The organism is Staphylococcus devriesei (genome assembly GCF_002902625.1).
Classification (GTDB): Bacteria; Bacillota; Bacilli; order Staphylococcales; family Staphylococcaceae; genus Staphylococcus; species Staphylococcus devriesei.
The window spans coordinates 1-25,982 of record NZ_PPRG01000044.1; the positions used below are offsets into that span (position 1 = coordinate 1).

At 36.1% G+C, this 25,982-nt stretch carries 18 protein-coding genes and 1 other annotated feature; of the genes, 2 read left to right on the top strand and 16 right to left on the bottom strand.

Features of this window, described 5'->3' with window-relative positions; translation table 11 throughout:
• Positions 1-475: 475 nt before the first annotated feature.
• Both CD147_RS07465 and CD147_RS07470 read right to left on the bottom strand, forming a co-directional pair.
• Complete coding sequence (locus tag CD147_RS07465; RefSeq protein ID WP_103166792.1) at positions 476-1,552, bottom strand: branched-chain amino acid aminotransferase; 1,077 nt, start codon at positions 1,550-1,552, stop codon at positions 476-478.
• 375 nt (positions 1,553-1,927) lie between these two features.
• On the bottom strand, positions 1,928-2,884 hold the full coding sequence (locus CD147_RS07470) for an L-threonine 3-dehydrogenase (protein ID WP_103166793.1): 957 nt from the start codon (positions 2,882-2,884) through the stop codon (positions 1,928-1,930).
• Between the two features lie 283 nt (positions 2,885-3,167).
• Here CD147_RS07470 and CD147_RS07475 point away from each other — a divergent pair, with 283 nt between their 5' ends.
• The gene (locus CD147_RS07475; protein ID WP_103166794.1) at positions 3,168-5,900 is read left to right on the top strand and encodes a 5'-nucleotidase C-terminal domain-containing protein; all 2,733 of its coding nucleotides are present in this window, start codon (positions 3,168-3,170) and stop codon (positions 5,898-5,900) included.
• A 147-nt stretch (positions 5,901-6,047) separates the two neighbouring features.
• Here the strand turns inward: CD147_RS07475 and CD147_RS07480 are convergent, their stop codons facing one another.
• From CD147_RS07480 to CD147_RS07495, 4 genes are all read right to left on the bottom strand, one after another.
• Positions 6,048-7,007: an ornithine cyclodeaminase family protein gene (locus CD147_RS07480; RefSeq protein ID WP_103166795.1), complete on the bottom strand. Its 960-nt coding sequence runs from the start codon at positions 7,005-7,007 to the stop codon at positions 6,048-6,050.
• Positions 7,008-7,314: 307 nt separating this feature from the next.
• Positions 7,315-7,734: an NUDIX hydrolase gene (locus CD147_RS07485; protein ID WP_103166796.1), complete on the bottom strand. Its 420-nt coding sequence runs from the start codon at positions 7,732-7,734 to the stop codon at positions 7,315-7,317.
• A gap of 11 nt (positions 7,735-7,745) precedes the next feature.
• Entirely contained in the window at positions 7,746-8,252 is a 507-nt protein-coding gene (locus tag CD147_RS07490; RefSeq protein ID WP_103166797.1) for a GNAT family N-acetyltransferase, read from the bottom strand.
• 198 nt (positions 8,253-8,450) lie between these two features.
• On the bottom strand, positions 8,451-9,641 hold the full coding sequence (locus tag CD147_RS07495) for a glycine C-acetyltransferase (RefSeq protein ID WP_103166798.1): 1,191 nt from the start codon (positions 9,639-9,641) through the stop codon (positions 8,451-8,453).
• A 254-nt stretch (positions 9,642-9,895) separates the two neighbouring features.
• Here CD147_RS07495 and CD147_RS07500 point away from each other — a divergent pair, with 254 nt between their 5' ends.
• Positions 9,896-11,062 carry a M20 family metallopeptidase gene (locus tag CD147_RS07500; protein ID WP_103166799.1) on the top strand — a complete coding sequence of 389 codons (1,167 nt, stop codon included), beginning with the start codon at positions 9,896-9,898 and terminating at the stop codon, positions 11,060-11,062.
• Between the two features lie 188 nt (positions 11,063-11,250).
• Here the strand turns inward: CD147_RS07500 and tuf are convergent, their stop codons facing one another.
• From tuf to rplJ, 10 genes are all read right to left on the bottom strand, one after another.
• The gene (tuf, locus tag CD147_RS07505; RefSeq protein ID WP_103166800.1) at positions 11,251-12,435 is read right to left on the bottom strand and encodes an elongation factor Tu; all 1,185 of its coding nucleotides are present in this window, start codon (positions 12,433-12,435) and stop codon (positions 11,251-11,253) included.
• A gap of 210 nt (positions 12,436-12,645) precedes the next feature.
• On the bottom strand, positions 12,646-14,727 hold the full coding sequence (fusA, locus tag CD147_RS07510) for an elongation factor G (RefSeq protein ID WP_103166801.1): 2,082 nt from the start codon (positions 14,725-14,727) through the stop codon (positions 12,646-12,648).
• Between the two features lie 121 nt (positions 14,728-14,848).
• Complete coding sequence (gene rpsG / locus CD147_RS07515; RefSeq protein WP_001137495.1) at positions 14,849-15,319, bottom strand: 30S ribosomal protein S7; 471 nt, start codon at positions 15,317-15,319, stop codon at positions 14,849-14,851.
• Positions 15,320-15,389: 70 nt separating this feature from the next.
• The gene (gene rpsL / locus CD147_RS07520; RefSeq protein WP_016931318.1) at positions 15,390-15,803 is read right to left on the bottom strand and encodes a 30S ribosomal protein S12; all 414 of its coding nucleotides are present in this window, start codon (positions 15,801-15,803) and stop codon (positions 15,390-15,392) included.
• Between the two features lie 90 nt (positions 15,804-15,893).
• Positions 15,894-16,154 carry a ribosomal L7Ae/L30e/S12e/Gadd45 family protein gene (locus tag CD147_RS07525; RefSeq protein WP_103166802.1) on the bottom strand — a complete coding sequence of 87 codons (261 nt, stop codon included), beginning with the start codon at positions 16,152-16,154 and terminating at the stop codon, positions 15,894-15,896.
• 331 nt (positions 16,155-16,485) lie between these two features.
• The gene (gene rpoC, locus CD147_RS07530) at positions 16,486-20,079 is read right to left on the bottom strand and encodes a DNA-directed RNA polymerase subunit beta' (RefSeq protein WP_167409775.1); all 3,594 of its coding nucleotides are present in this window, start codon (positions 20,077-20,079) and stop codon (positions 16,486-16,488) included.
• A gap of 227 nt (positions 20,080-20,306) precedes the next feature.
• On the bottom strand, positions 20,307-23,858 hold the full coding sequence (gene rpoB, locus CD147_RS07535) for a DNA-directed RNA polymerase subunit beta (protein ID WP_103166804.1): 3,552 nt from the start codon (positions 23,856-23,858) through the stop codon (positions 20,307-20,309).
• A gap of 212 nt (positions 23,859-24,070) precedes the next feature.
• The gene (locus tag CD147_RS07540) at positions 24,071-24,679 is read right to left on the bottom strand and encodes a class I SAM-dependent methyltransferase (protein WP_103166805.1); all 609 of its coding nucleotides are present in this window, start codon (positions 24,677-24,679) and stop codon (positions 24,071-24,073) included.
• Positions 24,680-24,856: 177 nt separating this feature from the next.
• On the bottom strand, positions 24,857-25,225 hold the full coding sequence (gene rplL, locus CD147_RS07545; protein WP_103166806.1) for a 50S ribosomal protein L7/L12: 369 nt from the start codon (positions 25,223-25,225) through the stop codon (positions 24,857-24,859).
• A 39-nt stretch (positions 25,226-25,264) separates the two neighbouring features.
• Complete coding sequence (rplJ, locus tag CD147_RS07550; RefSeq protein ID WP_103166807.1) at positions 25,265-25,765, bottom strand: 50S ribosomal protein L10; 501 nt, start codon at positions 25,763-25,765, stop codon at positions 25,265-25,267.
• A gap of 37 nt (positions 25,766-25,802) precedes the next feature.
• Positions 25,803-25,955, bottom strand: a sequence feature (ribosomal protein L10 leader region).
• Positions 25,956-25,982 lie beyond the last annotated feature (27 nt).

Consider the following 25,982-nt stretch of genomic DNA (forward strand, 5'->3'; position numbering starts at 1 on the left):
ATAATATATAATCTGTTTGGAGATTCTAATTAAACCACTTTAGTACTTTATTTTTAAATAGTTTTATTAGTTTAAAGGTGATTAAATTTTGATAATTTATATTTAACTATATTATTATAAAATTAAATCTAACTACGAGGTGTCTATAATGAAATATAGAGTAAGTGCTGGCGTTATATTCTTAATTATAATTATTATATTCACTTTTTTTATTCATCCTATGATTGACTTAAATAATCAATTACTAGATCTGGTATATGTGATCACGTTGTTTACCATAGGCTCAATATTAGGTTATATTGGCCGTCGTTTAGATAATAAATAGTTCACATAAGCACTTTAATTTCATAGCCATCAAATTTAATTTTATTGTTAACCTTTACGTATTCAATAACGCATTCATTTACAAAAACTACCATAACTAATAAAACTAGAATCCTCAATATTTCAAGGATTCTAGTTTAATAAGTGTTTATTATTTATATTCTGGAACGACTACGCGCCAACCGTGTTTATCTTCTAATTTACCGCTTTGGATGCCTGTATACGTATCATATAATTTTTTAGTGATTTCGCCTGGTTGGTCGTTGTTAATAACGATTTCTCTATCTTCATATTTTAAAGTTCCTACTGGTGAGATAACTGCTGCAGTACCTGAACCAAATACTTCAGTTAATTCACCTTTGTCGTATGCTTCGAATAATTCATCGATTGAGACTTTACGTTCTTCCACTTCATAGCCAAGTTCTTTAGCTAACTCAATGATTGATTTACGAGTGATACCTGGTAAGATACTACCATTTAAAGCAGGTGTTACAAGTTTGCCATTTTCAACGAAGAAAATATTCATGCTTCCCACTTCTTCAACGTACTTACGTTCTACACCATCTAACCATAATACTTGGTCATAGCCTAATTTATTGGCATTTGTTTGAGCTAATAAACTTGCCGCATAGTTACCTGCAACTTTAGCGAAACCTACACCACCACGTACGGCACGGACATATTCATCTTCTACATAGATTTTAGTTGTTTTTAATGTGTCTCCGCCGTAGTAAGCACCTGATGGAGATAAGATGATGAATAATTTATATTGATGAGATGCACGTACACCTAAAATACCTTCAGTCGCGAAAACGAATGGACGGATGTATAATGATTGACCTTCGCCTTCAGGTACCCAATCACGTTCAACATCTACTAATTGTTTTAATCCTTCTAATAATAGCTCTTCATCTATTTCAGGCATTTCCAGACGATCTAAAGAATTATTAATACGCTTGAAGTTTTGATCTGGACGGAATAACACTACTTCGCCCTCATGTTTATAAGCTTTTAAACCTTCAAATACGGCTTGACCATAATGAAGACCTTGTGCTGCTGGTGACACTTCAAATGGCGCATAAGGAACGATTTTTAAATCATGCCATTCTTTTTCACTATCATAGTCGAAACTTAACATGTAATCTGTAAAGTACTGGCCAAATCCTAGATTTCCTTCTGGTTTATCTTTTAGTGTTTCGCGTTTTTCAAATTTAACTTTTTCTGTCATGATGAAAGCCTCCTAAATATTTCCTAGATAATAGTTAACTTAAATTATAGCAACCTCATATTTTCTATTCAATAAGTTTTCTAAAAATTCAAACTAAATACTCATTATGTACCTCTTCTTATTAAAATAACATACTTTATAAGCGATTAAAGGGTTTTCACATCTTAAATTCTTATTTTTAATTTTAAAAATGGGCACCCAATCAGTAAGCAACACTATCTTAATTAAAAAGATACCACATACTTTCGAAAAGCTTAGCACTATTCGATAGTCATCATTACAACCATTCGTTACTATTACTTCATTTTGTACCAATAAAAACTAAAAATACCAACAAAGTTATTTACTTTGTTGGCATATACTACATGGTCACGCTTATTTATTACGTTCTTTTTCTTCAATTGCATTTAACATTAACTCAGTCATTTTAGCTAAATCGTATTTAGGATCAAAGCCCCACTCTTTACGAGAATAGCTCGTATCTATATTGTCTGGCCAGCTATCAGCTATCGCTTGACGTGTAGGATCCACTTCATAATCTAACGCGAAATCAGGATAATGTTTTTGAATTTCAGCTTTAATCATTTCCGGTTCAAAACTCATCGCACTTAAATTATAACCGTTACGAGTAACAAGCTTGTCACTATCAGCTTCCATTAATTTAATAATCGCATCAATCGCATCATCCATATACATCATATCCATATATGTATCTTTCGCAATATAGCTTGTATAACGACCTTGTCTTACCGCTTCAAAGTAAATTTCTACCGCATAATCCGTCGTACCGCCACCTGGTTCTTTAACATGTGAAATCAATCCAGGGAATCTCACACTACGCGTATCCACACCAAATTTTTTGAAGTAGTATTGACACAATAACTCACCCGCAACTTTATTTACACCATACATTGTAGTTGGTTGTTGAATAGTATTTTGTGGCGTATCTTTCTTCGGTGTTGAATCCCCAAACGCACCGATAGAACTTGGCGTAAAGAAATGTAACTCATACGTTCTCGCAGTTTCCAACGCGTTCATTAAACCACCCATATTTAAATCCCATGCTAATAAAGGATTCTTCTCAGCCGTGGCAGACAATAACGCCGCCATATGCATCAACGTATCCGCTTTGAAATTCTCAACAATCGCCATCATGGCTTCACGATTCGTTACATCCAATATTTTAAACGGACCATTATTCACCGGTGACCCCTCTTCCGGCTCTCTAATATCTGTCGCTAACACATTATCATTCCCATAAATCTCTCTACATTTTAGAACCAACTCAGTCCCAATTTGACCAAGCGCTCCAGTAATTACGATTCTCTCCATCATTAAAATCTCCCTTTGTGTGTGTATAATATAACATTGTCCTTCTGGAGTATACATACCCCTTCTTTACACGCTCATTATAATATAAAAGCGCTTTCTTGTATACATACAAAATACATACATTTTAATTTTCTTTATTTTTGAAAAGTCAGAGATACTTATCCTAAAAAATATTTTATTAAAAACTTTTAAAATTCTCGTAAATAATTCATCGAGTAAGCTTTATACGGAAAGAGTTATGCTAAGATAAAATTGTAAATTTTCATAAATAAAGGAGGCCAATATGAAGCAATATTGTATTTCATTTCTATTTATCATTCTAATCGCATTGGGTATCGCATCCGGTACAACGTATGCGGCTGAGTTAAATTCTAACGACTCACATGATGCTGCCACGTTAACGACGAGCCCGACGACTCCATCTACATCTAAAGTAACTGCAACGTCAGACAGTGTATCAGATGAATCCTCTACTCAGACAACTTCTGAAACACCATCTCAATCCAATAATGCAGATAAGTCATCAGAGACAGTACGCCAAGAGGCAAAACCTACACAAGCATCTACACTATCAACAGATAAAGCAACAACTCAAGTTGCATCTACTCAAAATAACGTAGCAATTCAAGAAGCACCGGCGCATGAAAATACCGCTTCTGATTATTCTACGGAACCTGACAAGCAACTCGATACAGAAAAAACGCCAAGTGCCACATCTACAGATAATGCACAAGTAGCACATCGTACATCGAAGGCAGACGTTACTTCTCAATCTAAAGATACAGTACAAACGTCACAAGCATCTACACAACAACCAAAAGAACACAAGTCTACTCAATCAACACATCAAACACTTTCTACAACACAAGAAAGTAAAAATACTAATAACACAACTCATAACGTCGCACCATCTAAGAAAGCAGAAACGACATCATCAAATACAACAACGACACATACCATTTTACATACAAATGACATTCACGGGCGTTTTGTAGAAGACGAAGGCAGAGTAATTGGAATGGCCAAACTTAAAGGACTAAAAGATAAATATCATCCAGATTTAATGGTCGATTCTGGCGATGCCTTTCAAGGTTTACCCGTATCAAATAATTCAAAAGGAGAAGAAATGGCAAAAGCGATGAATGGTGTAGGTTACGACGCAATGACTATCGGAAATCATGAATTCGACTTTGGTTACGATCAATTACTTAAATTACAGAAACAACTTAATTTCCCTATGGTATCGTCTAATATATATAAAAATGGAAAACTTATTTTTGATCCTTCAACGATTGTTACTAAGAATAACGTGCGCTACGGTATCGTAGGCGTGACTACGCCTGAAACAAAGACCAAGACTTCTCCTACTTCAGTGGAAGGCGTAGAATTTAAAGATCCACTACCTAGCGTATCCCAAGCAATGAACGCGATTAAAGATAATGTCGATGTATTCGTCATCTTATCCCATTTAGGTATTGATAAATCTACAAAAGAGCAGTGGCGTGGAGATTACTTAATCGATCAATTAACAAAGAGTGGCTCATTCAAACAACCTATCTTTGTTTTAGATGGCCACTCACATACTGTTATCGAACATGGTAAACATTATGGTGCCAACAATATACTTGCCCAAACTGGGACTGCACTTGAAAATGTAGGCCGTGTCGATTTTAATTTTCAAAATGAACCAACAGCATCACTTATCAATGTAGCTGATACTAAAGATGTGGTAGCCGATTCGCATATCGCAACTCAAACTAAGAAAGCAAATGACGCATTCCTTAAAGAAACATCCACTGTCGTTATTCCTAATAACACAGTGACATTAAATGGAGAGCGTGAAGTAGCACGTACCCAAGAAACAAATCTAGGAAATTTAATTACTGACGCTATGGAAGCCTATGCAACTAAGAATTTCTCACATGCCCCGGACTTCGCAATCACGAATGGTGGCGGAATTAGAGCTTCTATCAACAAAGGCAAAGTTACAGAAAATGATATTATTACCGTATTACCATTCGGTAACTTAATTTCTCAAATTAAAGTGAAAGGTTCAGATGTTGAAAAAGCTTTTGAACTAAGTTTAGGCTCACGCACAGATGCACAAGAGGGTAAGACAGTATTAGCTGCGAATGGTGGCTTCTTACAAGTATCTGACTCAATTCGCGTTTACTTTGATATTAATAAAGAAGCTGGACATCGTGTGAATGCCATTAAAGTTTTAAATAAAGATACGGGCGGCTATGAAGATTTAGACCCTAATCGCATATACTACGTCACTACTAATGATTTTACAGCTAATCAAGGGGACGACTACGACATGTTTGGAGGCGAACGTGAAGAAGGCATTTCATTAGATGCGGTTGTCGTTCAGTACATGAATGGTGCAGATTTAAGCAAATATGACACTAATGAACCTGTACGTATTATTAATGGCGAACCTGATTCAAATACTCAACCTAACACGCACGCGGAAGATACTAATCATCAACCAACTACTGATAATGGAGATGATAAAGTTATTGAATTCCCTATTCCACATAAGAAACAAGATCATCCAGCAGTAGAAGTCATTGCGCATGCTTCCACTTCTTCTGAAAATGAAACATCTAAAGGATATGATTCTCATAAAGCTAATGCCTCTAACAAGGGGATAAATGTTATCCAGTTTCCAAGTAAACGTAAAGATGGTGCTATTTCAAGTTATCCTCAATGTACTTTAGCAAACTATGCTACGAAGCCTAAAATGCCAAATAATATAAGAGTTGCGAAAGCTATGGATAATTGCGCAACTATAAATACAGATTTAAATCTATTAGTATCACAAGCGTCTTATTCTAATAACGCTAAAAATACTGCTAATATGCTAAATGAGGATTATTATGGCTCTAAGCATCACAATATAACACAATTACCTAACACTGGTAAAAACAATATGGAACATGACATTGCGATATTACTAGTAGTTATAGGAGCCGGCTTAGTCTATTCTCGTAAACGTAAAAAGTCCGCATAAGTCATAAAGTCTAAGAAATTAATATCTCGTACTAAAGAAAAGAGGGAACGCGTCAATAATCTTTGAAGGGATATAGAGTTTCATTCCTATATAAAAGCTCATAAACGAACTGTAAATGTTCATTTATGAGCTTTGTTTTATTTACATTTATTGGTTATTCTTTTCTAATGCTTTTTTATAGAAATAGTTAGCCACTACAATATCTACAATTGCTAGTCCTACTGATTTAAATAACGTTACTTCTTTATCATCTTCACGTCCTGAGATTTTATCTGCTACGATATTACCTAATTCGCCGTGTAATGAGTTTTCAGTAAGTATACCTTCTTCTTGTGGTACTTTTAAATCACCTGTTTCTTCCATCGCGGCTTCAGTAGATTCAACGACAATTTTATTTGCGACCAACATAGACTCAGATGGTAGTTCTTGCATTTCAGGTTTGAAAGAACCTACTGCATTGAGATGAACGCCTGGTTGTAGTGAACGAGAATATACAGGTTTTGAAGAATTTGTAGCTGTTACAACAACATCCGCATCTTCCATAGCGTCGTCCGCTTCATCAAACACTTTCGTTTGTACGTTATACTCTTGAGCTACGTTACTAGCTAACTTCTCAGCGTTCTCTTTAGTTCGGCTTGAGAAATGTACAGTATCAATATTTCTCACTGCCATAACGGCTGCAATAAGCCCTTCAGCTTGGTCGCCAGCGCCAATAACACATAATGTTTTAGCATCTTCACGTGCTAAATACTTAGTAGCTACACCAGAGATAGCACCAGTACGTATTTTAGTTAGGTAACTACCGTCTAACACTGCTAATGTTTCTCCCGTTTCATAATCACTTAATAATACAGAACCTGTAATAGTTTTCTTACCCTTTTTTGGATTATCTGGCGCAAAAGTGACTGTTTTAATTCCTACAATTTTAAATTCATCTGAGAGTGCTGGCATTACTAAATATCGGTTCTCTTCGTTAAATGGTAAGACGTAACGAAGCGGTGTTTCTGTTTTGCCTTCTGAATATGCTTTTAAAGATTGTGCTACTTCTTCTATCACTTCTTCCATGTTCAATAACTGTTGTTGATCTTGTTCATTTAACACTAGCATGTAAGTTCCTCCATTTATATATTTAGGTTTATTACTTATTTACCCTAGACTATTCTTCATAAATTAGAATTTAAATATAACATTTTAAACGTGGAAATATTAAGTTAATGTATTTAATATGTTAATTCAGTATTGTACTAAAATGAAAATGATGCTATCTTTATTTTATAAATAAAAAGCTTTCAATTATTGAAAAGCCTTGCGATTTCATAACCTTATGAAACTATTTATAAACTTTTGACCCTACGAGGTTAGGAGAGAAATCTAAGATATTATCTAAGATTTCATAGTCCTAACCTTATTTTTATTAATCTACATATCCTTCATCATAGTAAGTCGCTTTATTTTCCAAAAAAGTATTTAAACTATGGTGGTAATAGATTAATTTCTCATCTGCTTCTTCTACCGTTACCCAACGTAGTTCTGAAACTTCATCTTTCATTTGTATATCTGTCGTATAATCTTCCACCGTAGCCTTAAACATAATAAAAAGTGTATGAACACTCATTTGATATGACTTACCTTCATTAATACTGATGATATCTCCAATAGTTGCCGTTAAGCCAGTTTCTTCCATAATTTCACGTTTAACCGCTTCGATTAACGTTTCACCTTGTTCAACCTTGCCACCCGGTAAAGACCATCCACCACCATCGGTATTATGAACAAGTAGTACTTTACCTTCATTATTTCGAATTAATGCATATACAACTTTCAATTCTTTCATTATCTTACCCTTCATTCATTTGGAATTACAAAACGAGATACTAGATTACCATTCTTCTTTGTATAGGATTCAATCGGATAGCCTCCACAACTTGTAATCACTGCTTTAGAAGCTTCATTTTTAGGGTTGCATGTCATTAGAATTTTATCCACCTTTAACTCTTTTAGGATGTGTTTCGCCTCTTTTAACATAAACGTCGCAATTCCTTGTCCTCTATATGACTTAGCTACCCCATAACCTACATGACCGCCTATATTAGTTAAACGTTGATTTAATTTATGACGTATATTAACTGCACCAACAATTTGCTTATCTTTGAAATAAAACAATGTCGTGCTAGGCACCCATCCTTCCTCTACTTCTGTCTTATTTAATTCATCTACCATATTTTCAAAAGACGCGTATTGAGCTAAATCCGTATTCGAAGGTACCACTGTTTCTTGATGGTCGTACCATTCTTGGATATATCGCCTAAAAGCCGATTGATCACTATACTTCAATTGTCTTAATTCCGTCATAAGCATCATCTCTTTCGCTTAAAATTAGTACACTCTTTTTCTCAGTTTAGCATTTAAGGGGCTAAATTTAAAAAGTTGAAATAGATATCATCTAAAATTTATAACTATTTAAATCACCAACATACATCGCATCATTAACTCAAAAAAAGCCAGTCTGAAACATTGTCTATGTTTCAAACTGGCTAACTTCTTATAGTATTATTTGATTGTTCCTAGTTCTTTACCTACTTTTTCATAAGCTGCGATAGCTTTATCTAACATTTCTTTCGTATGTGCTGCAGTAGGCATATTTCTTACACGACCAGTACCACGTGGAACTGTTGGGAAGACGATAGATTTAACATAGATATCTTCATCTTTAAGACGTTTACTAAACGCTTGAGTTTCTTTTTCATCACCAATAATAACTGGTGTAATTGGTGTTTCTGAATGACCAGTGTCGAAACCAAGTTTTTCTAAACCATCTTTTAAGTATTGTGCATTATCCCATAATTTATCATGTAATTCAGTAGAAGCCATAAGCATTTTCACAGCTTCAGTAATAGCTCTTGTATCGCCAGGCGCAAGTGATGTAGAGAATAAGAATGGTCTAGATTGTGCTTTCAACCAATCAATTAATTCTTTCGTACCGGCTACATATCCACCTACGACACCAATTGCTTTTGATAACGTACCAATTTGGAAGTCAATTTTATCTTGTAAACCAAAGTGTTTTACTGTACCTGCACCTTTACCCATTACGCCAGAACCGTGGGCATCATCAACGTAAGTGATTAAACCAAATTCTTCAGCAATCTCAACAATTTCAGGTAATTTAGCAACGTCACCATCCATACTAAATACACCGTCAGTAATGTACATAACCTTATTGTATTGACCTGATTCAACTGCTTCTTTAGCTTTAGCTCTTAAGTCTTCCATGTCAGAGTGGTTGACGCGGATAATTTTAGCTTTAGATAAACGACATCCATCGATAATAGACGCGTGGTTTAATTCATCTGAAAGAATTGCATCGTTTTTATTCATTACTGCTGAAATTGCCGCCATATTACAGTTAAAGCCAGATTGATAAGCGATAGCTGCTTCCGTGCCTTTAAATTTCGCTAATGTTTCTTCAAGCTCATCATGTAAGTCTAATGTTCCGTTGATTGAACGTACGGCACCTGCTCCCACTCCATGTGAATCAATTGCTGATTTAGCAACTTTTTTTAATTCTTCGTTTGTAGCTAATCCTAGATAGTTATTAGATGATAGGTTGATATATTCTTTTCCATTAATTTTAATTTCTGGGCCATTGCCACCTTGGATTGAATCGATTTCGTTATATAACCCATTATCTTTTAAATATTGAATATTTTCTTCTAAAAAATTGTGTAGTGATTGAACCATAATCATATCCCCTTTGTATTTTTATATCACCATAATAATAACTGATTTTTATCTAATATGAAAGCCTTATCATTATTGTAATATCAATATATTTAATATTCTTTATGTAATGTACATGTGTATGTCCAATATGTATTTTTAGTCTATTTATAAGGTTTTGAAGTCTCTATTTTCAAAAATAAAAAAAGAAGCTATTGAGTTAATTAAGAATTTGATATACTAAACATCATAATAAACAGGAAGAAGTGGTTGAGGTGTTGGATTGGTTTCAATTAGCTAGTAAAAAAGAAAGCAGAATGATTCAGATGCGTCGGGATATGCATCAACACCCTGAGCCGTCCTTTGAAGAAACATGGACGCATAACTATATTCTTAACCAACTACGCAAATTGGATTGTCAGATTGAAGCTCCTATCGGTCGCAATGGGATTAAAGCTACATTTATAGGAGCGGAACAAGGACCAGTGATTGCATTTCGGGCTGATTTTGATGCGTTGCCAGTGCAAGAATTGAACGATGTGCCTTATAAATCTAAAAATGAAGGCTATATGCATGCATGTGGCCATGACGGTCATACGGCGATTCTATTAGGCGTGGCAGAGATTATTCATGAACATCGCCATTTATTAAAAGGCAATGTCGTTTTGATTTTTCAATATGGCGAAGAAATAATGCCTGGTGGTTCACAAGAGATGATTGACGATGGTTGTTTAAGAGACGTAGATAAGATTTATGGAACACATTTATGGAGTGGTTATCCTACAGGTACCATTTATTCAAGACCAGGAGCAATTATGGCCTCCCCTGACGAATTTTCAGTTACTATTTATGGAAAAGGTGGTCATGGCGCGAAGCCACACGAAACAATTGATCCTATTGTAATTATGGCTGAATTTATACTTAGCGCTCAAAAGATTATTTCTAGAACAATTGACCCTGTCAAAGAGGCTGTCCTTACATTTGGTATGATTCAAGCAGGTTCTTCAGATAGTGTTATCCCAGACTCTGCCTTTTGTAAGGGCACTGTGCGTACATTCGATACTGAATTACAGACTCATATTCAAACTAAAATGGACAAGTTATTACAAGGACTAGCATTAGCGAATGATATTACATATGACATGAATTATATACGTGGCTACTTACCTGTGCATAATCACGCAAACGCATATGAAGTAGTAAAACAAGCAGCCAATGAGATGCACTTGCGCTTTAATGAATCTGAATTAATGATGATTGGAGAAGATTTTTCTCATTATTTAAAAGTTCGTCCAGGTGCATTCTTCTTAACAGGATGTGGAAACAAAGAGAAAGGTATTACTGCGCCTCATCATAACCCACACTTTGATATTGACGAACGTGCTTTCAAATATACAGCCAGTGAGTTCCTAAAAATTTTAGAAATTGAACAAGTGTTATAAAAACAGAATTTAGATATTTGAGTAAGCTATGATAGTGATTGGCCACATCTTTAAATAACAATAATAATCCCTTAAATGGAACTTTTGTTAAAAGCTCCATTTAAGGGATTTTTGATTCTATAAGGTTAACGAATATCACAAAAAAAGACTCCTCAAAGGGAGTCTTTTGAAATATTGAATAATGAATATTATTCGAAGATTTCAGTTACAACGCCTGATCCTACAGTACGTCCACCTTCACGGATTGAGAAACGAGTACCGTCTTCAATAGCGATAGGAGCGATTAATTCTACTGTCATTTCAACGTTGTCGCCAGGCATAACCATTTCAGTACCTTCTGGTAAGTTAACTACACCAGTTACGTCAGTAGTACGGAAATAGAATTGTGGACGATAGTTTGAGAAGAATGGAGTGTGACGTCCACCTTCGTCTTTAGATAAAACGTATACGTCAGCTTTGAATTTTGTATGAGGAGTAATTGAACCTGGAGCAGCTAATACTTGTCCACGTTGTACGTCTTCACGAGCAACACCACGTAATAATGCACCGATGTTGTCACCAGCTTCAGCATAGTCTAATAATTTACGGAACATTTCTACACCAGTAACAGTTGTTTTAGAAGTGTCGTGTAATCCGATGATTTCAACTTCTTCACCAACTTTGATTTGACCACGTTCAACACGGCCTGTAGCAACAGTACCACGACCAGTGATTGAGAATACGTCCTCAACTGGCATCATGAATGGTTTGTCAGAATCACGTTCTGGAGTTGGAATGTAATCATCAACTGCTTGCATTAATTCTAAGATTTTTTCTTCGTATTGAGCATCGCCTTCTAAAGCTTTTAATGCTGAACCAGCGATTACAGGTACATCGTCACCTGGGAAGTCGTATTCAGATAATAAGTCACGTACTTCCATTTCAACTAATTCTAATAATTCTTCGTCGTCAACCATGTCAACTTTGTTTAAGAATACTACTAATGCTGGTACACCAACGTTACGTGATAATAAGATGTGTTCACGAGTTTGTGGCATTGGGCCGTCAGCAGCAGATACTACTAAGATACCGCCGTCCATTTGAGCAGCACCAGTGATCATGTTTTTAACATAGTCAGCGTGTCCTGGGCAGTCAACGTGAGCATAGTGACGTTTGTCAGTTTGGTATTCGATGTGTGCAGTATTGATTGTAATACCACGTTCTTTTTCTTCTGGAGCGTTGTCAATCATGTCGTATGATTGTGCTACAGTGTCACCATTTTTAGCTAATACAGTTGCGATAGCAGCTGTTAAAGTTGTTTTACCATGGTCAACGTGACCGATAGTACCAATATTGGCATGTTCTTTTGAGCGATCAAATTTTTCTTTTGCCATTATTAAATCTCTCCTCTTCAAGTAAAAGTTATTTCAATATTATGTCTCATGATAGTTTCTCACCATCATGAGATATAATTATTGTTATTGAAAGAATTCATAATTCCTTTATAATGCATTTTTCCTAAAAAATCAATTCATAAACGTGATTGCTTAAATAATAAGCTCAAGCTGTATTTTACCTAGAATAACTAGTTAAAACAAGTTTAATTATTCACCTTTATTTTTTTTGATAATCTCTTCAGAGATTGATTTTGGAACTTCTGCATAGTGGTCAAAGTACATAGTGTAAGTACCGCGACCTTGAGTATTAGAACGTAATGAAGTTGCATAACCGAACATTTCTGAAAGTGGTACATAAGCGTTAACAACTTGTGCATTACCACGAGGTTCCATACCATCAACACGTCCACGACGAGCTGTTACGTCACCCATGATATCGCCCATGTATTCTTCAGGCATTTCGATTGTAACTTTCATCATTGGTTCTAAGATAACTGGATCACATTTTTTAGCAGCTTCTTTAAGTGCTAATGATGCAGCAATTTTGAAGGCCATTTCTGATGAATCGACATCATGGTATGAACCATCATATAATTTAGCTTTAACATCAATTAAAGGATATCCAGCTAAGACACCATTTTCCATAGCATCTTTAAGACCAGCTTCTACTGATGGGATGTATTCACGAGGAACTACACCACCAACGATAGCGTTTTCGAATTCGAAACCTGCGCCAGTTTCGTTTGGTGTGAATTCAATGTGAACATCACCGTATTGACCACGACCACCAGATTGACGAGAGAATTTACCTTGAACTTGTGCAGATTGCTTGAATGTTTCACGATATGAAACCATTGGTGCACCTACATTACATTCAACGTTGAATTCTTTCTTCATACGGTCTACTAAGATGTCTAAGTGTAACTCACCCATACCGCCGATGATAACTTGTCCAGTTTCTTCATCAGTGTGAGCATGGAAAGTAGGGTCTTCTTCTTGTAATTTAACTAAAGCGTTAGTCATTTTATCTTGGTCAGCTTTAGATTTAGGTTCTACTGATAAGTGGATAACTGGTTCTGGGAATTCCATTGATTCTAAAAGAATGTCATTCTTTTCACCACATAATGTGTCACCAGTTCCTGTATCTTTAAGACCAACTGCAGCAGCAATATCGCCTGAGTAAACAGTGTCGATTTCTTGACGTGAGTTAGCGTGCATTTGTAATAAACGACCTACACGTTCACGTTTGTCTTTAGTTGAGTTCTTAATGTAAGAACCTGAAGTTAACGTACCTGAATAAACACGGAAGAAAGTTAATTTACCAACATAAGGGTCAGTCATAACTTTGAATGCTAATGCAGCGAATTCAGCGGAATCGTCTGGTTTAGCAATTACTTCTTCGTCAGGATTTTCAGTACGGTGTCCTACGATTGGTTTAACATCTAAAGGAGATGGTAGGTAGTCAATTACTGCGTTAAGCATTAATTGTACACCTTTGTTTTTGAATGCTGTACCGCAAAGTACTGGGTAGAATTCTACGTCAGTAGTAGCTTGACGGATAGCATTTTTTAATTCAGCAACTGAAATTTCTTCGTCACCAAGATATTTTTCCATTAATTCGTCACTAGTTTCAGCAACTGCTTCGATTAATGTAGCACGAGCTTCTTCAGCTCTTTCTTTGTGATCTTCAGGAATTTCAATTTCGTCGATTTCTGTACCTAAGTCGTTTGTATATTTGAAGCATTTCATTTCAACTAAGTCGATGATAGCTTCAAATTCGTCTTCGGCACCAATTGGTAATTGGATAGGTGCAGCATTAGCTTGTAAGCGGTCATGAATTGTGCTTACAGAGTATTCAAAGTTAGCACCTAATTTATCCATTTTATTTACGAATACGATACGAGGTACACCGTAAGTTGTAGCTTGACGCCAAACTGTTTCAGTTTGAGGTTCTACACCTGATTGAGCATCAAGTACAGTAACCGCACCATCAAGTACACGTAATGAACGTTCAACTTCTACTGTGAAGTCTACGTGTCCTGGTGTATCGATAATGTTTACACGGTGGCCTGCCCATTGAGCTGTTGTAGCAGCTGATGTGATTGTGATACCACGGTCTTGTTCTTGTTCCATCCAGTCCATTTGTGAAGCACCTTCGTGTGTTTCACCAATTTTGTGGATACGACCTGTATAATAAAGAATACGTTCAGTCGTAGTTGTTTTACCAGCATCAATGTGAGCCATGATACCGATATTACGAGTATTTTTCAAAGAAAAGTCTCTAGCCATTGTTTTTCTCCTTCCAGTTATTACTGAATAACTACTATAGAATATGGCGATGCCCTAAGCATGAACCATCATTCTTGGTAAACCAATTTGTTGGAACACACTCAGGGTTAAAGCTTTTATCTTACCAACGATAGTGAGCAAATGCTTTGTTTGCTTCAGCCATTTTGTGAGTGTCCTCACGTTTCTTAACGGCACCACCTGTATTATTAGCTGCATCTAAGATTTCGTTAGCTAAACGATCTTCCATAGTTTTTTCACCACGAAGACGTGCATAGTTAACTAACCAACGTAATCCTAGAGTAGTACGACGTTCTGGGCGTACCTCAACTGGTACTTGATAGTTTGAACCACCCACACGACGAGCTTTTACTTCTAATACTGGCATAATATTGTTAATTGCTTCTTCGAATACTTCTAAAGCATCACGACCACTGCGTTGTTCTACAAGGTCAAATGCTGAATAAAGAATTCTTTGTGCTGTTCCGCGTTTACCGTCTAACATAATTTTGTTAATTAATTTAGTAACTAACTTAGAGTTATGAATTGGATCTGGTAATACGTCTCTTTTAGGTACTGATCCTTTACGAGGCATAATGAAAATCCTCCCTTCCTATTATAGTATATTCTTAAAGAATGAAATTAAAATTTACACAATCTTAAACTTAATTTTTAGGTTTTTTAGTTCCGTATAATGAACGGCCTTGTCTACGTCCGTCAACACCTGAAGTATCAAGTGCACCACGTACAATGTGATAACGCACACCAGGTAAGTCTTTTACACGTCCACCACGTACAAGTACAACACTGTGTTCTTGTAAGTTATGGCCGATACCAGGAATGTATGCGTTGATTTCAATATTATTTGATAAACGCACACGTGCATATTTACGTAACGCTGAGTTAGGTTTTTTAGGTGTCATAGTACCTACACGAGTACAAACACCACGTTTTTGAGGTGAATTTAAGTTAGTAAATTGTTTCTTTTTACTATTGAAACCTCTGTTTAAAGCTGGTGAATCTGATTTCTTAGATTTGCTTTGTCTTGGTTTACGTACTAATTGATTAATAGTTGGCATTGAAATGTCCTCCTCTCTTCACTTTTTAATTCCACACATCCAGGTGGTTCATTTTTAGATTAAATAAAATTTAGTAAGTAATGTTACTTACTAATTCTCATTCAATAACGCAACAATTGTCGCATTAACATTGATACCTACATATTTACCTAAAGCTTGTTTGCTTTGAAAATATGAAACCGGTATGTTTTTATGATTGATTTGGCTAAATACGCGAGCCATTAAGTAGACTTCAACGTCTTGAGCAATAATCAATGATGCAACTTGATCTTTTTTTAAGGCCTTAAGCGTTTGTTTAAGACCAACTACAAAGTGTTGTTTGTTAAAGCGTGCAACTTTTTCATTAGACATTAAAATATCCTCCAAAGTTCTGCTTGCATCAACCTTTACAATAATAACACTTAAAGTAGTAATAAGTCAACAAAATTTAAGGACTTTTCACTCTTTTAAATAAGAAAAATGAAGAGACCGGATTGAAGATATTTAGAAGTTAAGCAAGGCTAAGACTTTCATTGTTTTTATTTTTAAAAATCAGTGAATAACTTGCCAAACTTATTCATAAAATATGATCTTTTCCGGTCTCTATTATTCTGAAGGGTAGAAAACTAGAATTAAAGTAGTACTAACTAACAGCTTCCTTTAATTCTAGTTAATTTACCGATTATAGTAGCTTTAGCGTACTTTATTCAGTAATTTCTACTTCTTCATTTTCAGCAACTGGCGTTTCAGCTTTGTCATATTTAACATCGCTATAACGTCTCATACCAGTACCAGCTGGAATTAGCTTACCGATAATAACGTTCTCTTTAAGTCCAAGTAAGTCATCACGTTTACCTTTGATGGCAGCATCTGTAAGTACACGAGTTGTTTCTTGGAATGAAGCTGCAGATAAGAAGCTTTCAGTTTCAAGAGAAGCTTTAGTAATACCAAGTAATACTGGTTTAGCAGTAGCTGGACGTTTACGTTCTTTGAATGCGTCTCTGTTAGCATCAGTAAAGCTATGAATATCTACTAATGAGCCTGGTAATAGTTTAGTGTCACCAGCTTCGATAATTCTAACTTTACGTAACATTTGTCTAACCATTACTTCTACGTGTTTATCATCGATTTCTACACCTTGCATACGATAAACTTTTTGAACTTCTTTAAGTAAGTAGCTTTCAGTCGCATTTAAACCAGCAACAGCTAAGAAGTTTTTAGGCTCGATTGAACCTTCTGTTAATACTTCACCGCGTTCTACTGATTGACCTACTTCTACTTTCAATCTTGAAGTACCAGAAGCTAGGTAAGATCTTGTTTCATTAGCGCCTTTAATAACAATTTCTTGTTGGCGATCTTTTGCTAATTTAATGTCTTCTACGACACCTTCGATTTCAGTAATCACGGCTTGACCTTTAGGATTACGCGCTTCGAAGATTTCTTGGATACGTGGAAGACCTTGCGTGATATCGCTTCCGGCTACCCCACCTGTATGGAATGTACGCATTGTAAGTTGGGTACCTGGTTCACCGATTGATTGAGCGGCAATTGTACCAACTGCTTCACCCACTTCAACTTTTTCACCTGTTGCAGGGTTTTTACCGTAACATTTTTCACAAACACCGTGACGAGTGTTACAAGTAAATGCTGAGCGGATATACATTTGTTCAATACCAGCGTCAGTGATTTGTTTAGCGATTTCAGCTGTGATTAATTCGTCAGGACGGATGATAATTTCATCTGTTTCAGGATGACGAATTGTTTCTTTAGAATAACGACCTTCGATACGTTCAATGAATGGTTCAATCATTTCTGTACCTTCTCTAATGTCAGAAACTAATAAACCACGGTCTGTACCACAGTCTTCTTCACGTACGATAACATCTTGAGCAACGTCAACAAGACGACGAGTAAGGTAACCTGAGTCAGCTGTTTTAAGGGCTGTATCGGCAAGACCTTTACGCGCACCGTGAGTAGAGATGAAGTATTCTAATACCGTTAAACCTTCACGGAATGATGAAGTGATTGGTAACTCAATAATTTTACCAGATGGAGCGGCCATTAAACCACGCATACCAGCTAATTGAGTAAAGTTAGATGCGTTACCACGGGCACCAGAGTCACTCATCATGAAGATTGGGTTTGTTTTCTCAAGAGATTGCATTAATTCGCCTTGAATTTGGTCTTTAGCGTCAGTCCAAATTTCTACAACAGCGTTATAACGTTCATCTTCAGTGATTAAACCACGATTGAATTGTTTAGAAACACGTTCGACTAATTTTTCATGTTCATCTAAAATATCTTGTTTATCTGGAAGTACCACGATGTCAGCGACACCTACAGTAATACCAGCTTTAGATGAAAACTTAAATCCTAAGTCTTTCATACGGTCAAGCATCATAGAAGTATCTGTAATGCTAAATCTATTGAAGACTTCAGCGATAATGTTTCCTAAGAATTTTTTATTGAATGGTTCAATAAGTTCTTTATCTTCAAAGTATTCTTTAAGTCCACCTTCACCTAATTGAGTTGGATCAATAAAATATTTGTCTGGTGTTTTACCTTCAAGATTACCTTGAGTTGGTTCGTTGATATATGCAAATGAATCAGGAATGATTTCATTAAAGATTACTTTACCTACTGAAGTAACTAAAATTTTATTATTTTGCGCTTCAGTAAATGTAGGATTATTAAATGATCGTGCATGGACACCAATACGAGTGTGTAAGTGTACATAACCATTTGCATATGCTTTAAGTACTTCATTAGTATCATTAAAGATTGTACCAGTATTCACTGCATCTTTACGTTCTAAAGTAAGGTAATAGTTACCTAATACCATATCTTGTGATGGTGTAACGACTGGTTTACCATCTTTAGGGTTCAAGATATTTTGAGCAGCTAGCATTAACATACGAGCTTCAGCTTGTGCTTCTTTAGATAAAGGTACGTGAACAGCCATTTGGTCACCGTCAAAGTCCGCGTTGTAAGCTGTTGTTACAAGTGGGTGAAGACGGATTGCACGACCTTCTACTAATGTAGGTTCAAAGGCTTGGATACCTAATCTGTGAAGTGTAGGGGCACGGTTAAGTAATACTGGATGTTCTCTAATAACATCTTCTAATACGTCCCATACTTCATCGTCCATGCGTTCAATTTTACTTTTAGCATTTTTGATGTTTGTAGCAATTTCACGTTGAACTAATTCCTTCATTACGAAAGGTTTGAATAATTCAAGTGCCATTTCTTTAGGTAGACCACATTGATACATTTTCAAGCTAGGTCCAACAGCGATAACTGAACGACCTGAGTAGTCAACACGTTTACCAAGTAAGTTTTGACGGAAACGACCTTGTTTACCTTTTAACATATGTGAAAGTGATTTCAATGGTCTATTACCTGGTCCAGTAACTGGGCGACCACGACGACCATTATCGATTAAAGCATCTACTGCTTCTTGTAACATACGTTTTTCGTTTTGAACAATGATGCCAGGAGCACCTAAGTCTAATAAACGTTTTAAACGATTGTTACGGTTGATAACACGACGGTATAAGTCGTTTAAGTCACTCGTTGCAAAACGTCCACCATCTAATTGAACCATTGGACGAATTTCTGGTGGAATGATTGGAAGTACATCTAAAATCATCCATGCTGGATTATTACCAGAATGTCTGAATGATTCAACGACTTCTAAACGTTTGATGGCACGAGTTAATCTTTGACCAGTCGCAGATTCTAACTCATCACGTAATGTTTTTAATTCTTCATCTAAGTTAATTTCTTCTAGTAGATTTTTAATACCTTCAGCGCCCATTTTAGCTACAAATTGACCTGGGTATTTATCATAGTAATCTCTAAATTCTGCTTCAGACAATAGAGATTTTTTCTCTAAGCCAGTTGGACCTGGATCTACAACTACATATGATGCGAAGTAGATAACTTCTTCTAAAGCTCTTGGAGACATGTCTAATAGAAGACCCATACGACTTGGAATACCTTTGAAGTACCAGATGTGTGATACAGGTGCTGCTAATTCAATATGCCCCATTCTTTCACGACGCACTTTAGATTTAGTTACTTCTACACCACATCTATCACATACCATGCCTTTGTAGCGTACACGTTTGTACTTACCACAACTACATTCCCAGTCTTTTGTAGGTCCGAATATTCTTTCACAGAAAAGACCATCTTTTTCTGGTTTCAAAGTACGATAGTTAATTGTTTCAGGCTTTTTAACTTCACCGTATGACCAAGAACGGATTTTTTCAGGTGAGGCTAAACCGATTTTCATATAATGGAAATTATTTACATCAATCAAGGAGCCTACCTCCTTCAATTTAGATTAGCTGTGCTATTTGATTGATTTACATTTATTGAAACTAAAATATTAGAAAGAAGTGAAATCAGCAAGGTAGAGAAGAGGCCTTTATATAAGTGGCCTAGGAAACCGGTAAATGGTTTCCTACCCTCCTCAGCTGAATTTCTCTCTTCTTACAGTATTTTTAACTTAATAGCGAATTAGTCAGTAGTTTCTTTTTGTGTTTCTGGAACATCTTTTTGTTGTAAATCTACTTTGCGTTCAGTTGCATCTTCGTCATCAACGTCCGCCATTTCGATTTCATTATCTTGCTCGTCCATCACTTTGACATCTAAACCTAAACTTTGTAATTCTTTCATCAATACGCGGAATGATTCTGGAACACTTGGTCTAGAGATGTTTTCACCTTTAACGATAGATTCATAAGTTTTAACACGACCTACTGTATCGTCAGATTTATAAGTTAGGATTTCTTGTAATGTGTATGCAGCACCATAAGCTTCAAGTGCCCATACCTCCATTTCACCGAAACGTTGTCCACCGAATTGTGCTTTACCACCAAGCGGTTGTTGTGTAACAAGTGAGTATGGACCAGTTGAACGCGCATGTAACTTGTCATCAACCATGTGGGCAAGTTTAAGCATGTACATTACACCAACAGAAATACGGTTATCAAATGGTTCACCAGTACGTCCGTCATATAAGACAGTCTTACCGTCACGTGCCATACCTGCTTCTTCGATTGTTGACCATACATCTTCGTCACTCGCACCATCAAATACTGGAGATGCAACGTGGATGCCTAAGTTCTTAGCAGCCATACCTAAGTGTAATTCTAATACTTGTCCGATGTTCATACGAGATGGTACACCAAGTGGGTTTAACATGATATCAATTGGACGTCCATCTGGTAAGTAAGGCATATCTTCTTCAGGAACGATCTTAGAGATAACCCCTTTATTACCGTGACGACCACACATTTTATCCCCAACATGAATTTTACGTTTTTGAACGATGTAAACACGTACAAGTTGGTTTACACCTGGAGATAACGTATCATCGCCTTCTTCGCGATTGAAGACTTTTACGTCTAGAACGATACCGCCTGCACCATGTGGTACACGTAATGAAGTATCACGCACTTCACGTGCTTTTTCACCGAAGATCGCATGTAATAATCGTTCTTCAGCTGTTAATTCAGTTACACCTTTAGGCGTTACTTTACCTACTAAGATGTCACCGTCTTTAACTTCAGCACCAACGTAGACAATACCGCGTTCGTCTAAGTTTTTCAGTGCATTTTCAGAAACGTTAGGGATATCGCGTGTAATTTCTTCAGGTCCTAGTTTAGTATCACGAGCTTCTGATTCATATTCTTCGATATGAATTGAAGTATAAACGTCATCTTTAACTAAACGTTCACTCATGATTACAGCATCCTCATAGTTATAACCGTCCCAAGTCATGAAACCAACGACTACGTTACGACCTAAGGCCATTTCACCTAATTCCATTGAAGGGCCATCAGCTAAAATTTCGTTGTATTCAACTACATCGCCAATTGAAACAATTGGGCGTTGGTTGTAACAAGTACCTGTATTTGAACGTTTAAATTTAGCTAATGGATAACGGTCTAATTCACCTTCATGTTCAGTACCGTTTTCTTCTACTAAACGACGAACTAAAATTTCTTTAGATTCAACGTGTTCTACGCGTCCTCTGTGTTTCGCTGTGATTGCAGCACCAGAGTCACGAGCAGCTACGTGTTCCATACCTGTACCAACGAATGGCGCTTCAGTATTCATCAATGGTACCGCTTGACGTTGCATGTTGGCACCCATTAATGCACGGTTAGAGTCATCGTTTTCTAAGAATGGGATACATGCTGTCGCAGCTGAAACAACTTGTTTAGGAGATACATCCATGTAGTCCATTTTTTCTTTAGCCATAACTGTGTTATTACCACGGAAACGACAAACTACTTCGTCATCTAAGAAACGACCATTTTCATCTAAGCGAGAGTTCGCTTGGGCAACAACATAACTATCTTCTTCGTCTGCAGTTAAATAATCAATTTGATCAGTAATAGAGTTAGTGTCTAAATCTACTTTACGATATGGCGTTTCGATAAAACCAAACTCGTTTACACGTGCATAACTAGATAATGAGTTGATTAATCCGATGTTTGGTCCCTCTGGAGTCTCGATTGGACACATACGGCCATAGTGAGAATAGTGAACGTCACGTACTTCCATTTGAGCACGTTCACGTGTTAAACCACCAGGTCCTAATGCAGAAAGACGACGTTTATGTGTTAACTCGGCTAATGGGTTAGCTTGGTCCATGAATTGTGATAATTGAGAGCTACCGAAGAACTCTTTAATTGATGCAATTACAGGACGAATATTAATTAATTGTTGTGGAGTGATTGAGTCAGTGTCTTGAATAGACATTCTTTCACGTACAACACGTTCCATTCTAGATAAACCAATACGGAATTGGTTTTGTAAAAGTTCGCCAACTGAACGTAAACGACGATTACCTAGATGGTCAATATCATCTGTATAGCCAATACCATTTAATAAGTTAAAGAAATAACTCATTGATGCAATGATGTCAGCAGGTGTAATACATTTAACTTCTGACTCTGGTAACGCATTACCGATTACAGTAGTTGTACGTGCTTCTTCATCATTAGGCACATAGACTTTGATTGATTGAATTTCTACAGGTTCGTCAATTACGCTACCTTCTAATTCAAACACTTCACTATTCGCATTCGTTTCTAAAACTTCCATAATTTCGTCTAATTTACGACGGTCTAAAACTGTGCCTTCTTCAGCAACAATTTCACCAGTTTCGCTATTAACGATTGGTTCAGCTAATTTTTGATTAAATAAACGATGTTTTAAGTGTAATTTTTTATTAGCTTTGTATCGACCAACACTAGCTAAATCATAACGTTTTGGGTCGAAAAAGCGTGAGTATAATAGACTTTTAGCATTTTCCACTGTTGGTGGTTCACCAGGACGTAAACGTTCATAAATTTCTAGTAGTGCTTGTTCTGTATTTTCAGTGCTATCTTTTTCAAGTGTATTACGTAAGTATTCACTATCACCAAGTAAATCAATGATTTCTTGATCATTAGAGAAACCTAAAGCACGTAATAATACTGTTAATGGTAATTTACGTGTTCTATCGATACGTACATAGACTACATCTTTAGCATCTGTTTCATATTCTAACCACGCACCACGGTTAGGAATAATTGTTGCATCGTAGTTTTCACGACCGTTTTTATCTATTTTTTCATTGAAGTATACTGATGGTGAACGAACTAATTGTGAAACGATAACACGTTCTGCACCGTTAATTACGAACGTACCTGTATTAGTCATTAATGGGAAATCACCCATAAATACTTCTTGTTCTTTAACTTCGCCAGTTTCTTTAATAATTAGACGCACTCTAACACGAAGAGGTGCAGCATAAGTAGCGTCACGGTTTTTCGATTCTTCTAAATCGTATTTTGGTTCACCTAATCGATAATCTACAAATTCTAAAGAAAGGTTGCCAGTGAAATCTTCAATTGGAGAAATATCACGGAACATTTCTAATAAACCTTCTTTTAGGAACCAGTCGTAAGATTTAGTTTGAATTTCTATTAAGTTCGGTAATTCTAACACTTCTGAAATTCTCGCATAGTTTCTACGTTTACGATGTCTTCCATATTGGACAACTTGACCTGCCAAACAGATTCACCCCTCAAAAATTGTGTGCTTAACCTAAACACGAAAGAAAATTCGTATAACAAGACAAAAAGAAAACGGCAACACATTTATTGATGACACCATTTTCGATTCTTTAATTATTCTTGTTTTACGTACTCATTTCGCGTAAAAGTACACACTTATTGAACATAAATTTTTACATTTTATAACTATATCAGAATACTAATTTGAAATCAACCTTTTAGGCTTTTCAGAATATAGTATCCTTTATTTTTATTCACAACTTCGACGTGACTAAATATCTCTTCCATTTTCTTTTTAGCAGAAGGCATACCTTGTTTCTTTTGAATTACAACGTATAACTCACCGTTTAGCTTAAGTTTCTGGTAAGCTTCCTCGAAAATGCGATGAACAACATCTTTACCTGCTCTAATAGGTGGATTTGTTAGTACAAAATCATAATAATTATCTTCTAGTTGAGATAATCCATCACTTTCTCTAATAGATACATTCTCAATTCGATTCGCCTTTTTATTCTTTTCAGCCAAAGATAAGGCACGTTGATTAACATCTACCATAGTAATTTGATGATGCGGAGAAACTTTAGCGATCATTAGACCGATTGGACCATAGCCACAACCAACATCGACAATATTTTTACTAGGACCTGGCGGATGTTCATTTAAAAAGGTTTGGACGAGTGTATCAGAGCCAAAATCAACTTTACCTTTAGAGAACACACCAGCATCAGTCGTCAATTTTAATTCATTTTGATGATAGCGATACTGTATGATTTTTTCATCACTTTGCACTTCAGGGTTTTCATCATAATAATGCCCCATATTTCCACCTCTTTGTCATTGTTCATCATTCATTTCTTCTAGAAAATGAAGTAAAAACCCCGTTATCGTGATAACGGGGTTTTAATTTCTCAAAGAATGTAGGTTACATTCACATGAAATTCTATGACTAGTCATTCATGCAATGTATAACCTATATATTAAGTTAAGATACGAGAATTATTTTAATTCTACAGTAGCTCCAACTTCTTCTAATTGTTCTTTAAGTTTTTCAGCTTCGTCTTTAGCAAGCGCTTCTTTGATTACTTTAGGAGCGTTGTCTACTAAGTCTTTAGCGTCTTTTAATCCTAAGCCAGTTGCTTCTTTAACAGCTTTAACAACTTTGATTTTTGAAGATCCAGCTGAAGTTAATTCAACGTCAAATTCAGTTTTTTCAGCTGCTGCGTCTCCGCCACCAGCTGCACCAGCTGCTGCTACAGGAGCTGCTGCTGTTACACCAAATTCTTCTTCAATTGCTTTTACTAAGTCGTTTAATTCTAATACTGACATTTCTTTAATTGCTTCAATGATTTGTTCTTGATTAGCCATTTTATATTTCCTCCATTTATTTTAAAATTTTATGCGCGATTACTCAGCGCTTTCTTCTTTTTGTTCTCCAACAGCTTTAACCGAATAAGCGAAGTTGCGTACTGGAGCTTGTAATACTGATAAAAGCATAGATACAAGACCATCGTGTGAAGGTAATGAACCAACAGTTTTAACTTCTTCTGCTGAGATTACGCTACCTTCCATAACGCCTGTTTTGATTTCTAAAGCTTCGTGTTCTTTAGCAAATCCTGCGATAACCTTCGCTGGCGCTACTACATCTTCAGTTGAAGTTGCAACAGCTGTAGGACCTGTTAAGAATTCATCTAAGCCTTCGATACCTGCTTGTTCAGCTGCACGACGAACCATTGTGTTTTTGTATACTTTATACTCAACACCAGCTTCACGTAATTGTGAACGAAGTTCAGTTACTTCAGAAACAGTTAAGCCACGGTAGTCAACGATAACAGTTGAAACTGAATTTTTAAGTTGTTCAGCAATAACGTCAACTTGTTGTTTTTTAGCTTCAATAATAGCAGACATTCAGACACCTCCATTTTTATTTTTGGTGCTTTTTTTAATATTAATAAAAAAAGCACTTTCTACCCACGGCAAAAAGTGCTTGAAAGATCATTTAAATGATCATCACGTTCAAGTCAATTTTAGCCTCGGTAGGATAAATTTTAAGTTATCAAATAACTCCTACTGTCTTAGGTAAAATAATCACAATAAATAATATAACCTTATTACTACTATATGT

Coding starts and splice junctions, on each gene's coding strand:
- CD147_RS07465 (WP_103166792.1), bottom strand. CDS start 1,552: ATGACAGAAAAAGTTAAATTTGAAAAACGCGAAACACTAAAAGATAAA.
- CD147_RS07525 (WP_103166802.1), bottom strand. CDS start 16,154: ATGTCTAATGAAAAAGTTGCACGCTTTAACAAACAACACTTTGTAGTT.
- CD147_RS07485 (WP_103166796.1), bottom strand. CDS start 7,734: ATGAAAGAATTGAAAGTTGTATATGCATTAATTCGAAATAATGAAGGT.
- rpoC (WP_167409775.1), bottom strand. CDS start 20,079: ATGAAAATCGGTTTAGCCTCACCTGAAAAAATCCGTTCTTGGTCATAC.
- CD147_RS07470 (WP_103166793.1), bottom strand. CDS start 2,884: ATGGAGAGAATCGTAATTACTGGAGCGCTTGGTCAAATTGGGACTGAG.
- CD147_RS07490 (WP_103166797.1), bottom strand. CDS start 8,252: ATGACGGAATTAAGACAATTGAAGTATAGTGATCAATCGGCTTTTAGG.
- rpsG (WP_001137495.1), bottom strand. CDS start 15,319: ATGCCTCGTAAAGGATCAGTACCTAAAAGAGACGTATTACCAGATCCA.
- CD147_RS07475 (WP_103166794.1), top strand. CDS start 3,168: ATGAAGCAATATTGTATTTCATTTCTATTTATCATTCTAATCGCATTG.
- rplL (WP_103166806.1), bottom strand. CDS start 25,225: ATGGCTAATCAAGAACAAATCATTGAAGCAATTAAAGAAATGTCAGTA.
- tuf (WP_103166800.1), bottom strand. CDS start 12,435: ATGGCAAAAGAAAAATTTGATCGCTCAAAAGAACATGCCAATATTGGT.
- rplJ (WP_103166807.1), bottom strand. CDS start 25,765: ATGTCTGCTATTATTGAAGCTAAAAAACAACAAGTTGACGTTATTGCT.
- CD147_RS07540 (WP_103166805.1), bottom strand. CDS start 24,679: ATGGGGCATTATTATGATGAAAACCCTGAAGTGCAAAGTGATGAAAAA.
- rpsL (WP_016931318.1), bottom strand. CDS start 15,803: ATGCCAACTATTAATCAATTAGTACGTAAACCAAGACAAAGCAAATCT.
- fusA (WP_103166801.1), bottom strand. CDS start 14,727: ATGGCTAGAGACTTTTCTTTGAAAAATACTCGTAATATCGGTATCATG.
- CD147_RS07495 (WP_103166798.1), bottom strand. CDS start 9,641: ATGGTTCAATCACTACACAATTTTTTAGAAGAAAATATTCAATATTTA.
- CD147_RS07480 (WP_103166795.1), bottom strand. CDS start 7,007: ATGCTAGTGTTAAATGAACAAGATCAACAACAGTTATTGAACATGGAA.